Raw genomic sequence first — 13,110 nt, 5'->3', positions numbered from 1 at the left:
AAATAGGCAGCAGCTACTGCATTCGCCCAAACCTGTGCAGCGATTTTGGGATGACGACATGCATCAAAACAAAGAGCTAAAGCGCGCCGCGGAAACCGGGTTCCCTGCGACGCGCTATAGAGCGCGGCCTATACTGGAAGGGTAGTCGCCTGCGACGCGGCGATCAACAGCCGCCTTGCGGGCGGCTGGATTTGTCAACAGTCTCGGAGTGCTATGCATGTCGCCCCGGAAGCGCGCAGCGGTATCCCGGGGGCCGATACGCATAAAACCTGGGGCGAAAACGGATAGCACGAACGAAGGTCAATGCGCACCCGGCTTTAGGCGGCTGCCGAAGCGTCGCCTTCCTTCTCCTTAAGCTCGATCTGGCCTGAGTTGGCCAGGCGAATCGCTTCCTGCGCCACGGCGCGCCGAGCAATGGCAATCTCGCGCGGATTGACGCCGCCCATGCCGCCCTGCAGATCCGATTCGATCATGCGGCGCTGGCGCGGGCTGATGGCGGAGAGAACCGATTCGCGGATCTCGGGCGGCGAACCGCGCAGCGCGACGGTGAGCACATCCGTCGAGATGTCGTTGAGCAGCAGGACGCGGCTGCGCTGCGGCATGTACATGAGGTCCTCGAACAGGAAGATCTTCGGGCGGACCTTGTTGACGGATTCGCGGCTGATCGATTCCAACGAGGTGAGCAGCGTGTCGACCTGCGGCTTGTCGAGTTCGTTCATGAGATCGGCGACCTTCGTCGAGCCGGCAGCATTGCGCTCTGCCTCTACCTCGGCAAGCAGCGTCATGACCTGGTTCTCGATGATCTGCGCAGCCTTCGGGCTGACGGCCTTCATGTTGACCGTTCTGTTCATGATGTCGGCACGGCGATTGTCGGGGAGCTGCAGCAGCACCTTGGCGCCGAAGTTGGAAGGCATCATCGAAAGAATATAGGCAACGGTCTGCGGATGTTCGCGCAGCAGGAACTGTGCGACAAACGTCGGCTCCGCTTCGCTGAGACGATCCCAGATCGAGGTTTCGTAGGCCTGGAATGCCGTGCGGCGGCCGAGTAAGCTGTCGACTTCGTCGGGCGTCAGGCCTTCTTCCAGAATGGCCTCGATCGCCTTGGCATTGTCCATCAGTCCGGCGCCCTCGGTGAAGAGGTCTTCGAATTCGCCGACGAGCATCAAGAGTTCATCCGGTGGGATGGCGCGCAGCGACTGGGCGGATGAGATAATGGTCTGCAGTTCGGCCTGGGTGAAATATTTCAACAGCCGGCCGGCGACTCCCTTTCCCATAGCGAGAAGAACAGCCGCCGCCTTTTCAGCCTGGGTCAACGGTTTCCCGGCTAGCGCGCCGCCGAAATCGTCAAAGTCCATCATGGTCTAACCTCTCCGTCCCACACAGGGATCAGGCTTTTTTCGTACTCAAAACTTCTATCAGTTTCACACCGAATCGCGTGTCGTCGTTATCAAGCACCGTAATCTCGCCGCGTGCAATCCTGCGGCCATTCACCATGATCTCGACCGGTTCGCCGATCTTCTTGTCGAGGGCGATCGTCGCCCCTTCATTGAGGTTCATTAGGCCGGAGACCTGCATGCGGCTGGTGCCGAGCATGATCTGGACGTCGATCGGGATGTCCATGATCAGGTCGAAGTTCGAATTCAGCGCACTGCCGAGCGGAGCCGGCGACGCGTCGAAGGAGGAGCTGTCGCCGAAATCCATGCCGGCCGCCGGGCTGGCATTGCCGGCACCGAAATCGCCGCCGAAATCGTCGCCGCCGAACGGGGTTTCCGACATCTCGCCGCCGAAGGCCGCCAGATCGGTTCCTGCTGCGAAGGCGTCGTTCTGCAGGTCGTCGCCAAAATGCGGCAGGTCGCCGTCGGCATCCTGCTTCAGCACGCCACGCAGATCGTCGATCGCCTGGTCGAGATCCGCTTCGCTGCCCGGAAGATCCAGGGAGAGGTCGCTGTTCTGCTGTGTTTTCTTCGTAGCCATGAAATCACTATTCCAGTTGAAACTTGCCTCAAACTGCCTTTGCAGCCCAAAAACCAGAGAACCGATTAATTCATTAAATGACGGATGAGTTCGTCATCCGAGTTCATCGTATCCTTGACGCGGACCATGTAGTTTTCGCCTGAACGGCCGAACTCGCACACATACAATTCCTTGCTGTTGGCGCTGACCTCGACGCGCACGTCGCCGCTGTCGCGGAACGGAATGACGTCGCCGACCATCAGCTTCGATATCGTGCGCAGCGTCAGGTCCTGCAGTCTGATCTTGGCCTCGAGCGTGACATGCGAGCGGCGGACCTGGTCGCCCAACTGTTCGGTCCACTCCGCCGACTTGCCGGTCGCCTGGCGCTTCGGCTTCGGCGGTGTCACCTTGGTCTTGAGCAGCGCCGTCTGCGGAACCATCAACGAAAATTCGGAGACGATGCCGGCAAGCGTGATCGACATATTGATGGCGGCGGCGAATTCGTCCGGGCGGTCCTCCGGCGGCCGGACGCGCAGCTCAAGCGCATGCGGGGCCGAAAGGCTCGGTTCGAAACCACCGGGTGCGTTGACGGCCCCGCGCAGCACCTTGGCGATCTTGTCGAAAACCATCACTGCGAGGTCAATTTCGATGATCGACAGCAGCCGGTCGGCCGGCTCCTCGATCGTATCGGCGGTGGCGCCGAGCAGGTGCTCCATCAACGTGATGACGAAACCGTTGCCGCAGGCAAGCGTGATGTTCTGCGACCAGTTGCGCAGTGTCACGTCGACGAGGGTGACGTTCGCGCTCAGATCGTCGATCAGGTGGTTCTTATAGCCGATCTCGCAGCCGAGATAGTTGACCGTCACGTCGAGGCCGGTCTCGCTCTTGATGACGTCGGGAAAGAATTCGCTGTAGACTTCCCCGAAGGAACTGCAGATCTTGGCGACCCTGCCCCTGTCGCCAAGCCCGCCTGTCAGCTTGGCGAGAAGGGCAGGATCCATTGCCGGTTTGTCATGCGAAGCATTGCTCATAGTCATTTAAGCCGCCTTGGTTTCGCCGCCTGGGTTCATCATTTCCTGTTCGACCGCGTCGATGGACGGACGTTCGTAAGCCGAGATCGTCTTGCGGCCGTATTCGAGAGCAACCTGCGGCACCGAGCCGTTCATATAGGCAAGCAGCGTCTGCTTGACGATGACGTAGAGGCGGTGCTGCTTGTTGCGCACGATCTTGATCTGGGAGACCAGCGGCGAGCAGACGCAGTAGGACAACAGAATGCCGAGGAAGGTGCCGACGAGCGCCGAGCCGATCAGGTGACCGAGTACCTCAGGTGAATCGTTGATGTGAGCCATCGCTTTGATGACGCCGAGAACCGCCGCGACGATACCGATCGCCGGGAAGGAATCGCCCATGATCTGGATCGCGTGGTAGGGCTTCATCTTGTCGTGCATGATGGTGTTGAGTTCTTCGTCCATCAGCGCCTCGATCTCGTGGCTGCGGGCATTGCCGATGATGATCAGGCGCACGTAGTCGCAGATGAACGCCGTCAATTCCTTGTTCTTCAAAACTGTAGGAGCCGACTGGAAAATCGTCGATTCGGCCGGATTGTCGATATGGGCTTCGATTTCGTTGCGCGACTTGGTGCGCAGGTCGCGCATCAGCGAATAGAGCACGCCGAGCGTGTCGAGATAATTACGTTCCTTCGGCACGGCGTGCTTGAAGGCTTCGCCAAGCGCCTTGCCGGAATCCTTCACGATCTTCATCGGGTTCGCCATGATGAAGCTGCCGAGACCTGCGCCGCCGATGATCACGAATTCGAAGGGCTGGAAAAGCGCGTCCACGTGACCGCCCATCGCCATGAAGCTGCCGATGACACAGCCGCAAGTCACTATAAATCCGATAATGATATTCATCGTCAGCCCAATCTGAACGTTACTTTTCTTTGAAAGGGATAGGGTTTCTGCCTTGCGTGAGGCTGATGAAAGGGCCGCGCGCAAGGCATTTCCGCGTGCCAGCTTCGCGCAAGCATCTGCCGTCAGTCTAAAGGAGACGAATGGGTGCCCGCATCCGTTTCTGAGATGCCGCCTCAGCGAAACCCCGGCCGAACCACATGAGACGACGCCGGCTTTTCGTACCGTTCATCGCCAATGCTTGGAGCTTACCGACATGCAATCTGGTCTTTATGTTTCTCTGTCGTCGCAGATTGCCCTCGAAAAGCGCCTGACGACCATTGCGGACAACATGGCGAACGTGAACACGACCGGTTTTCGCGCCACCGAGGTGAAATTCGACGAGGTGGTGGCGAACACCAAGAACAAGCTGAACGCCAAAGTCGCCTTCGTTTCCCAGGGTAACGACTATCTGAACGAGGGAAATGGCGAACTGCAGCACACCGGCAACATGCTCGATTTTGCCGTCAAGGGCGATGCCTGGTTCTCGCTCGATACGCCGGCCGGCCGCGTGCTGACGAGGGACGGCCGCTTCACGCTGAAGGATACCGGTGAACTCGTGTCGATCCGCGGATATCCCGTTCTCGACGCCGGCGGCGCGCCGATCCAGCTCAATTCGAAGGGCGGTGAGCCGGCCGTCGGCACCGACGGCATCATCTACCAGGGCGACCGCCAGGTCGCCTCGCTCGGATTGTTCGAAGCCGATATCAGCAAGGGTTACCTGCGCTACGAAAACAGCGGAATCATGACCACCGACCAGCCGCGCGCCGTCGTCGACCGATTCAATGTCGGCGTCGAGCAGGGTTATCTCGAAAACTCCAACGTCAACGCCATGCGCGAGATCACCCAGCTGATCGAAGTCAACCGCGCCTTCGAAAGCGTCTCGTCGCTGATGCGCGACAGCGAGGATTCCTTCAAGGAAGCCGTGCAGACCCTCGGGGGCAGCCGCTAAGCATGAGCACCACGCTTCTGTCCGAGGACGGTCTTTCCCCGAAACTGGCGCATCTGGCCGGCCTCGTCGACCGATACGCATCGCCGGAGTTCGCGGTCGCCCATGGCGGTCGCGTGCAGACCATTGCTGCCGGCCATTACACGGTTCGCGGTCTCTCCCGCCATGTTCGCCTCGGTGAGTTCGTCGCCCATAAATCGGCGACCGGCGTCCATCTCGGCGAAGTCGTTCGCGTCGAGCCGGACCTGATTTATGTCTGCCCGATCGAACCCGGCGAGCCGATCGGCATCGACGATACCGTCATCCGCAAGGGCGCCTTCCGCATCTCACCGTCGGATAGCTGGTGTGGGCGCACCGTCAATTCGCTCTGCGAGCCGATCGACGGGTTGGGTCCAATCACCGAGGGCCTCGATCGCCGTTCGATCGCCAATACCGCGCCACCCTCGATGACGCGCAAGCGTGTCCAGACCGGCTTCAAGACCGGCGTGCGCGCGATCGACATCTTCTCGCCGCTCTGCCTGGGGCAGCGCCTCGGCATCTTCGCCGGTTCCGGTGTCGGCAAGTCGACGCTTCTGTCGATGCTCGCGCGCGCCGACGCCTTCGACAAGGTCGTCATTGCGCTTGTCGGCGAACGCGGCCGCGAGGTGCGCGAATTCATCGAGGATACGCTCGGTAGCAATATGAAGAAGGCGATCGCCGTCGTCGCAACCAGCGACGAGAGCCCGATGCTGCGCAAGATGGCGCCGCTGACGGCCGTCACCATCGCCGAACATTTCCGCGACAAGGGCGAGAATGTCCTGTTCATCGTCGACAGCGTTACGCGTTTCGCCCATGCGATCCGCGAGGTGGCGACTGCCTCCGGTGAGCCGCCGATCGCGCGCGGTTACCCGGCTTCCGTCTTCACCGAGCTGCCGCGCCTGCTGGAGCGCGCCGGTCCCGGCCCCGAGGGCGCCGGCACCATCACGGCGATCATCTCGATTCTCGTCGACGGCGACAACCACAACGACCCGATCGCCGATTCGACGCGCGGCATTCTCGACGGTCATATCGTCCTGCAGCGCAGCCTTGCAGAAGAAGGGCGTTACCCGCCGATCGATCCGCTCGCCTCGATCTCGCGTCTTGCCCGCAAGGCCTGGACGCCGGACCAGGAAAAGCTGGTGTCGCGGCTGAAGGTGCTGATCCACCGCTTCGAGGAAACGCGTGACCTACGCCTGATCGGCGGTTACCGCCAGGGTGCCGATCCCGATCTCGACATGGCGGTCAAGCAGGTGCCGATCATTTACGACGTCCTGAAACAGTCGCCGGGCGACCGCGACTCGGCCGATGCCTTCGCCGATCTCGCCGGCGCGCTCAAAGCTGCAGCCGGCATGGGCAATCAGGGCGCGCCCATTCAGAGGAGATAGACGTGGCCGAATTCGACGACGAAAGCATCGCTTCCCTCAAGCAACGCCGGAAGGCCGTCGGCCTGGATCGGTTTCTGACCTTTGCCGGCCTGGCGCTTGCCGGCGCCTCCGCCTTCTTTCCCTGGTACGTGTTCTTCAACGAAGACAAGTTCGGCATCAACGTCGCCGCCAGCGACAATTCGCGCGAACTACCGGATTGGCCGGCCCGCAACGTCTTCAGCGTCTCGCCGCTTGCCATGGTCAACAAGAACGAGCCGGATAAGAAGGCCCCACCGATCGATCCGCTGACGACGGCGACGGTCTCCGACCTCGGCAAGGAGCGCGAGGGCCGCCCCATCCTCGAGGATCAGCCCTTCCCCGGCACGTCGTCCTTCCGGCTGCTGCACGTCTCCAACGGCCGGGCGCTGATCGAGGATACCTCCGGCATGTATGTGGTGCGCGTCGGATCGATCCTGCCGGACCAGAGCCGCCTTGCGACAATCGAACAGCGCGAGGGCAAGTGGATGATCGTCACCTCCAAGGGTGAGACCTACCAGAACAACTGAACCTGCCGGCCAAACCGGAAGGCAACAGGGGCTCCGCCGCGAACCGGCCGGGGCCCCAGTTTTTTGCGCGCGGCGCTCCGCGAAAGGCGGCTTGAAACCTGAATTCCCGTAAGTCCCACGCAAGATTACCGCACTAGGTTCGGGACAGTAAAAACGGAGAGTCTCATGCAACCGATCCAACTTTTCGACTTGGCTTCGCGACAGGCGGAATGGCTGACGATTCGTCAGCAGGTTGTTGCCGGCAACATCGCGAATGCAAATACCCCGAAGTTCCACGCCAAGGACGTCACGCCCTTCGACGCCGTGCTCGACAAGTCCGACATCAACATGGCGCGCACCAATCCGGCTCATCTCAGTGGCAATGATTTCAGCGACAGCGGCGATATCGACGTCAAGGACGCCGCACTCGACCAGGAAATCGGCATCCAGGAATCCGGCAATACGGTCGGCGTGGCCGAGGAGCTCTCCAAGTCGGGCGATATCAAGCGCCAATACGATCTGAACACCTCGCTGGTCAGTTCCTTCAACCGCATGATGTTGATGACCGTCAGGAAGTAAAAATCATGGATCCGCTTTCAGCAGCAATGAAAATCGCCGGTTCCGGGCTCGAGGCGCAATCGACCCGCCTGCGCATCGTCTCGGAAAACATCGCCAACGCCCGCTCGACCGGCGACACGCCCGGAGCCGACCCCTATCGCCGCAAGACGATCACTTTCGGCCAGCAGATGGATCGCGCCAGCGGCGTCGAGACGGTCGATGTCAAGAAGGTCGGCGTCGATGAAGGCGACTTCAGCACCGAATTCGACCCCAGCAATCCGGCTGCGGATCAGAAGGGCGTCGTCAAACTGCCGAACGTCAACATCCTCGTCGAGATGGCCGACATGCGCGAAGCCAATCGCTCGTATGACGCCAATCTGCAGACCATCAAGCAGACCCGCGATCTCATCTCCTCCACCATCGACCTCCTGAAGAGCCAATAATAATGATCAGCAGCCTCCAGAATGTCAGCAATCTTTCGATGACCCGTGCGCTCGGCGCCGTCGACACCGAAAATTCCGCCTCGTCGTCTGCCGCCACCATGCCGGGCACCGCAGGTGCCGCCAACGGCATGAGCTTCGCCTCCGTCATGGGCAATATGGCGAGCGACGCGGTCACCAGCCTGAAGGGGGCGGAAAGCATGTCCTTTGCCGGCATCAAGGGCACGGCGACGACGCGTGAAGTCGTCGATTCTATGCTCCAGGCCGAGCAGACGCTGCAGACCGCCATCGCCATCCGCGACAAGGTCGTCTCGGCCTTTCTCGAAGTCACCAAGATGCAGATGTAACTGATTTGAGGACGAACACATGAGAGCGCTCGCCATCGCAGCAACGGGCATGGATGCCCAGCAGACCAATCTGGAAGTCATCGCGAACAACATCGCCAACATCAATACGACGGGTTTCAAGCGCGCCCGCGCCGAATTCTCCGATCTTCTCTACCAGACCGAACGCGCCAAGGGTGTCGCCAACCGCGCCAACCAGGCCGTCGTTCCGGAAGGCGCAAACATCGGTCTCGGCGTCCAGACCTCGGCGGTGCGCAACCTGCACCTCCAGGGCGAACTGACCCAGACCGGCAACGATCTCGACGTAGCGCTGATCGGCAAGGGCTTCTTCCAGATCCAGTCGACCGACGGTACGACGCTCTACAGCCGCGCCGGCGCCTTCAACAAGAACGACCAGGGCCAGCTCGTCACCATCGACGGCTACGAGGTCCTTCCGGGCATTACCATTCCGACGGGCTCGACCGAGCTGACGATCAGCCGCTCCGGCCAGGTTTCGGCCAAATTGCCAGGTGCGACGGACGCGACCACGCTTGGCCAGCTGACGCTTGCCGATTTCGTCAACGAGGCCGGCCTCCAGCCGATCGGCGACAATCTCTTCCAGGAAACGGCAGCCTCCGGCGAAGCCGTCGTCGGCAATCCTGACGAAGAAGGTTTCGCCTACATGAAGCAGGGCTATCTGGAAGCCTCGAACGTCGACCCGGTGAAGGAAATCACCGAGCTGATCTCGGCCCAGCGCGCTTACGAAATGAATTCCAAGGTGATCACCACCGCTGACGAAATGGCCACCATCGTCAGCAAGAACCTGAAGTAGAGGGAAGGGCCGAAACATGATGTTTTGCCGTGCGGGACACATCTCAGGATGGGTGGCGGCAGCCACGATCGCAGTCGCGGGCATTTTCTTGCCCGCGGACGCGGATGCCGGCATGGGTTATGCCGTCGTCCCGACGACGATCATCTACCCCGGCGACACACTGTCGGCCAGCCAGCTTCAGGAGGTCGAGGTCACCAACCCCAACCTCGCCGGCGATTTTGCCAAATCCATTTCCCAGGTCGAAGGCATGGTCTCCAAGCGCACGTTGCTGCCGGGCCGCACGATTTCGGTTTCGGGCCTGCGCGAAGCCTATACGGTCACCCGCGGCTCTTCGATCCGCCTGATCTTTTCGCTTGGCGCGATGACGATCTCGGCTGCCGGCTCGCCGCTCGAAGACGGCTCGACCGGGCAGGTGGTGCGCGCACGCAATATGGATTCCGGCGTTATCGTCAGCGGCACGGTGCTTGCGGACGGCACGGTCCATGTGAGGGCAAAATGAAATTGTTCTTCCGTTTCTTGACCCTTGTCGCGGTCTTCGCCATGAGCCTGGCCGACGTCGCGCCCGCCTGGGCGCTGACCTCCCGCATCAAGGATATCGCCTCCCTTCAGGCCGGCCGCGACAACCAGCTGATCGGCTACGGCCTGATCGTCGGTCTGCAGGGAACCGGCGACGGCTTTCGTGCCTCGCCTTTCACCGAGCAGTCGATGCGGGCGATGCTGCAGAATCTCGGCATCTCGACCCAGGGCGGCCAGTCCAACGCCAAGAATACGGCGGCGGTCATGGTCACCGCCAACCTGCCGCCCTTCGCAAGCCCCGGCAGCCGCATCGACGTGACGGTGAGTTCGCTCGGCGACGCAACGTCGCTGCGCGGCGGCACGCTCGTCATGACCTCGCTTTCCGGCGCCGACGGCCAGATTTACGCCGTCGCGCAGGGCGCCGCCATCGTCACCGGCTTCCAGGCCCAGGGCCAGGCTGCGACCGTGACGGAAGGTGTCACCACCGCCGGCCGCGTGCCCGGCGGCGCTATCATCGAACGCGAACTTCCGTCCCGCTTCAAGGATTCGGTCAATCTCGTGCTGCAGCTGCGCAACCCCGACTTCTCGACGGCGATCCGCATCGCCGACATCGTCAACGGTTATGCCTCTGCACGCTTCGGCGGCCCGGTCGCCGAAGCCAAGGATTCGCAGGAAGTGGTGATCCAGAAGCCGCGCGCGGCCGATCTCACCCGGCTGATGGCCGACATCGAAAATCTCATCGTCGAAACCGATACGCCGGCCAAGGTGGTCATCAATGAGCGCACCGGAACGATCGTCATCGGCTCGGACGTCCGCGTCTCGCCGGTTGCGGTCAGCTACGGAACACTGACGGTTCAGGTTACCGAGACGCCGCAGATCATCCAGCCCGAACCCTTCTCGCAGGGCCGGACGGCCGTCCAGCCGCAGACCGATATCGCGGCTGAGCAGACCGGCGGGCGCGTCGCCATCATCGACGGTCCCGACCTCAGGACCCTCGTCGCCGGTCTCAACAATATCGGCGTGAAGCCGGATGGCATCATCGCCATTCTCCAGGGCATCAAGTCGGCAGGCGCCCTGCAGGCGGAGCTTGTGCTGCAATGATAAAGATCATCAAAGACATGACGGTCCTGCAATTGCTGCGCCGGCTGGCGCTGCCGGCAGCAGGGCTCGTCCTTCTGTCGATCCCGGGCGCCTTCGCGCAGGAGCATGCGCCGGCGGGAGACATCATCTCCCAGGACGAAGTCAAGCAGTTCTGCACCAACATCGCCGACCCCGCCCGCGACCAGCGTTACCTCCTGCAGAAGCAGGAACTGGAAAAGCTTCGCGCCGACATCGACGCCCGCATGGCGGAAATGGACAAGCGCAAGGCCGAATATCAGGACTGGCTGAAGCGGCGCGACGATTTCCTGAAGCAGGCGGAAGCCGGCCTCACCGAGATCTACAAGAAGATGAAGCCGGATGCGGCGGCCCTCCAATTGCAGGATATGAAGATCGAGGTGGCCTCCGCCGTGATCATGCGGCTCGGGCCGCGTCAGTCGAGCCTCATCCTCAACGAGATGGACGCGAAGAAGGCCGCGGCCATCGCCAGTGTCATCGCCAGTGCGTCCGATCCCAATACGTCGAAGGATCCTTCATGAATATGCGTCTCCCGGCCGCGATTGCCGCCCTCGCACTCCTTGCGGGTTGCCAGTCTCCGACGGCAGTCAGCGAGATCGGCCGTGCGCCGGCCATGAGCCCGATCGGCAGCGGCCTTGCCTATGGCCAGACGCCGCAGATGGCGCTTTACCCGAAGCAGCCGCGCGCCGTAGCGCAGGGCTATTCGCTGTGGAGCGATTCGCAGGCCGCACTCTTCAAGGATGCGCGCGCGCTCAACGTCGGCGACATCCTGACCGTTGACATCCAGATCAACGACAAGGGCTCCTTCGACAACGAGACCAACCGCAGCCGCAAGAATTCGAGCGGCATGAACTGGGACGTCAACGCCCAGATCTTCGGCTGGACGCCTGAGTCCAAGACCGACCTGACTTATGGCTCCGACACCAGCACCGACGGCAAGGGCAAGATCGAGCGCACCGACAAGCTGACGCTTCTGGTCGCCGCCGTCGTCACCGGTATTCTCGAAAACGGCAACCTCGTCATATCGGGCTCGCAGGAAGTCCGATTGAACCAGGAACTGCGTATCCTGAACGTCGCCGGTATCGTTCGTCCCCAGGACGTCAATGCCGAAAACCAGATCTCCTACGACAAGATCGCCGAAGCCCGCATCTCCTACGGTGGCCGCGGCCGCCTGATGGAAGTGCAGCAGCCTCCGCGCGGCCAGCAGGCCGTCGATCTTTTCTCGCCGCTTTGAGGCTGAACGACGATGGCAGAGCCAGACGCAAGCGCAGATCAATCAAAGAAGAAATCCGGCACGCTGATGACGATCATCGGCGTCGCCGTCCTGACGTTGCTCGGCGCCGGCGGCGGCTGGACGGTCGGCACGATCGTCGCGCCTAACATCAAGGGCGCCAAAGAGGCCGAGCAGGCCAAGGACGCCGAAGCGAAGAAAAAGGGCGAGGAAGGCCTAGCCCACATCTCGACCGAGGCCAACAACGTCGTCCAGCTCGAACCGATCACGTCGAACCTCGCTTACCCGTCCGAAAACTGGGTCCGACTCGAGGTCGCGCTGCTTTTCAACGGGCCGCCGGATGTCAAGGTTTCCGAGGATATTCATCAGGATATCCTCGCATATATCAGGACCGTTTCCCTGCAGCAGATCGAGGGGCCGCGGGGCTTTCAATATCTCAAGGATGACATACAGGAACGTGTTGACCTTCGCTCGCAAGGGCGCGTATCGAAGGTCATGTTCAGGACATTTGTCATCGAATGATTCGTCTCATAGTTTTCCTTGCCGCCATGATGGCGGTACCGGAACTGGCGGTGGCACAGCAGCTGCCGACCGACCTGTTGAACGTGCCGGTCGATGGCTCCGTCGCTGCCTGGATCATCCGCACCTTCGGCCTGCTGACCATTCTTTCGGTCGCGCCGGGCATCCTGATCATGGTGACGAGCTTCCCGCGCTTCATCATCGCCTTCTCAATCCTGCGCTCAGGCATGGGCCTCTCCTCGACCCCTTCCAATATGATCCTTCTGTCGCTGTCGCTGTTCATGACCTTCTACGTCATGTCGCCGACCTTCGATCAGGCCTGGCAGAACGGCGTGCAGCCGCTGCTTGCCAATCAGATCAACGAGACCGAGGCGGTCCAGCGGATCGCCGAACCGTTCCGCACCTTCATGTCGGCCAATACCCGCGAAAAGGATCTGGCGCTCTTCGTCGATCTGGCGCGTGAGCGCGGCCAGAATATTCAGACGACCGATCCGATCGACTATCGCGTGCTGATCCCGGCCTTCATGATTTCCGAGATCCGCCGCGGCTTCGAGATCGGCTTCCTCGTCGTCCTGCCGTTCCTCGTTATCGATCTGATCGTCGCCACCATCACCATGGCGATGGGCATGATGATGCTGCCGCCGACCTCGATCTCGCTGCCGTTCAAAATTCTCTTCTTCGTGCTGATCGACGGCTGGAACCTGCTCGTCGGCAGCCTGGTGCGCTCATTCAACTGACCGGCTGCGGCATCGGCCTTTTCCGAACGTGAAAACCCGCCGGATCGCTCCGGCGGGTTTTTC

General features: G+C 61.4%; 17 protein-coding genes. 13 read left to right on the top strand and 4 right to left on the bottom strand.

Annotated elements, in window-relative coordinates; genetic code table 11:
* Positions 1–317 precede the first annotated feature (317 nt).
* From fliG to motA, 4 genes are all read right to left on the bottom strand, one after another.
* Entirely contained in the window at positions 318–1,358 is a 1,041-nt protein-coding gene (gene fliG / locus RCCGE510_RS21115) for a flagellar motor switch protein FliG (RefSeq protein ID WP_007633328.1), read from the bottom strand.
* 28 nt (positions 1,359–1,386) lie between these two features.
* On the bottom strand, positions 1,387–1,974 hold the full coding sequence (gene fliN, locus RCCGE510_RS21110; protein WP_007633327.1) for a flagellar motor switch protein FliN: 588 nt from the start codon (positions 1,972–1,974) through the stop codon (positions 1,387–1,389).
* A gap of 65 nt (positions 1,975–2,039) precedes the next feature.
* Positions 2,040–2,990, bottom strand: coding sequence for a FliM/FliN family flagellar motor switch protein (locus tag RCCGE510_RS21105; RefSeq protein WP_007633325.1), 951 nt, complete (start codon positions 2,988–2,990; stop codon positions 2,040–2,042).
* Positions 2,991–3,863, bottom strand: coding sequence for a flagellar motor stator protein MotA (gene motA / locus RCCGE510_RS21100; RefSeq protein WP_007633323.1), 873 nt, complete (start codon positions 3,861–3,863; stop codon positions 2,991–2,993).
* A gap of 253 nt (positions 3,864–4,116) precedes the next feature.
* Here motA and flgF point away from each other — a divergent pair, with 253 nt between their 5' ends.
* From flgF to fliP, 13 genes are all read left to right on the top strand, one after another.
* Positions 4,117–4,851 carry a flagellar basal-body rod protein FlgF gene (flgF, locus tag RCCGE510_RS21095; protein ID WP_007633321.1) on the top strand — a complete coding sequence of 245 codons (735 nt, stop codon included), beginning with the start codon at positions 4,117–4,119 and terminating at the stop codon, positions 4,849–4,851.
* Between the two features lie 2 nt (positions 4,852–4,853).
* Positions 4,854–6,251, top strand: coding sequence for a flagellar protein export ATPase FliI (fliI, locus tag RCCGE510_RS21090; protein ID WP_007633319.1), 1,398 nt, complete (start codon positions 4,854–4,856; stop codon positions 6,249–6,251).
* Between the two features lie 2 nt (positions 6,252–6,253).
* Positions 6,254–6,796, top strand: coding sequence for a hypothetical protein (locus RCCGE510_RS21085; protein ID WP_007633314.1), 543 nt, complete (start codon positions 6,254–6,256; stop codon positions 6,794–6,796).
* A 165-nt stretch (positions 6,797–6,961) separates the two neighbouring features.
* Complete coding sequence (flgB, locus tag RCCGE510_RS21080) at positions 6,962–7,354, top strand: flagellar basal body rod protein FlgB (RefSeq protein WP_007633311.1); 393 nt, start codon at positions 6,962–6,964, stop codon at positions 7,352–7,354.
* Positions 7,355–7,359: 5 nt separating this feature from the next.
* The gene (flgC, locus tag RCCGE510_RS21075; protein WP_007633309.1) at positions 7,360–7,776 is read left to right on the top strand and encodes a flagellar basal body rod protein FlgC; all 417 of its coding nucleotides are present in this window, start codon (positions 7,360–7,362) and stop codon (positions 7,774–7,776) included.
* A 2-nt stretch (positions 7,777–7,778) separates the two neighbouring features.
* A complete protein-coding gene (locus tag RCCGE510_RS21070; RefSeq protein WP_007633307.1) occupies positions 7,779–8,120 on the top strand; it encodes a flagellar hook-basal body complex protein FliE in 342 nt (113 codons plus the stop codon).
* A gap of 19 nt (positions 8,121–8,139) precedes the next feature.
* A complete protein-coding gene (flgG, locus tag RCCGE510_RS21065) occupies positions 8,140–8,928 on the top strand; it encodes a flagellar basal-body rod protein FlgG (RefSeq protein ID WP_007633304.1) in 789 nt (262 codons plus the stop codon).
* A gap of 16 nt (positions 8,929–8,944) precedes the next feature.
* Complete coding sequence (gene flgA / locus RCCGE510_RS21060; RefSeq protein ID WP_007633301.1) at positions 8,945–9,427, top strand: flagellar basal body P-ring formation chaperone FlgA; 483 nt, start codon at positions 8,945–8,947, stop codon at positions 9,425–9,427.
* Positions 9,424–10,545, top strand: a complete 1,122-nt coding sequence (locus RCCGE510_RS21055) for a flagellar basal body P-ring protein FlgI (protein WP_007633294.1) — start codon at positions 9,424–9,426, stop codon at positions 10,543–10,545. The genes flgA and RCCGE510_RS21055 overlap by 4 nt, the downstream gene beginning before the upstream one ends.
* A complete protein-coding gene (locus tag RCCGE510_RS21050; protein ID WP_007633288.1) occupies positions 10,542–11,081 on the top strand; it encodes a MotE family protein in 540 nt (179 codons plus the stop codon). Before RCCGE510_RS21055 ends, RCCGE510_RS21050 begins: the two co-directional genes overlap by 4 nt.
* Positions 11,078–11,794 (top strand): flagellar basal body L-ring protein FlgH, encoded by a 717-nt coding sequence (flgH, locus tag RCCGE510_RS21045; RefSeq protein WP_007633287.1) that lies wholly within the window; start codon positions 11,078–11,080, stop codon positions 11,792–11,794. The genes RCCGE510_RS21050 and flgH overlap by 4 nt, the downstream gene beginning before the upstream one ends.
* 12 nt (positions 11,795–11,806) lie before the next feature.
* The gene (locus RCCGE510_RS21040) at positions 11,807–12,313 is read left to right on the top strand and encodes a flagellar basal body-associated FliL family protein (RefSeq protein WP_007633286.1); all 507 of its coding nucleotides are present in this window, start codon (positions 11,807–11,809) and stop codon (positions 12,311–12,313) included.
* The gene (gene fliP / locus RCCGE510_RS21035; protein ID WP_007633282.1) at positions 12,310–13,047 is read left to right on the top strand and encodes a flagellar type III secretion system pore protein FliP; all 738 of its coding nucleotides are present in this window, start codon (positions 12,310–12,312) and stop codon (positions 13,045–13,047) included. The genes RCCGE510_RS21040 and fliP overlap by 4 nt, the downstream gene beginning before the upstream one ends.
* Positions 13,048–13,110 lie beyond the last annotated feature (63 nt).

Source organism: Rhizobium sp. CCGE 510 (assembly GCF_000292525.1).
GTDB lineage: Bacteria > Pseudomonadota > Alphaproteobacteria > Rhizobiales > Rhizobiaceae > Rhizobium.
Note: the sequence above shows the minus strand (reverse complement) of the source record. Positions and strands in the feature narration are given on the sequence as shown.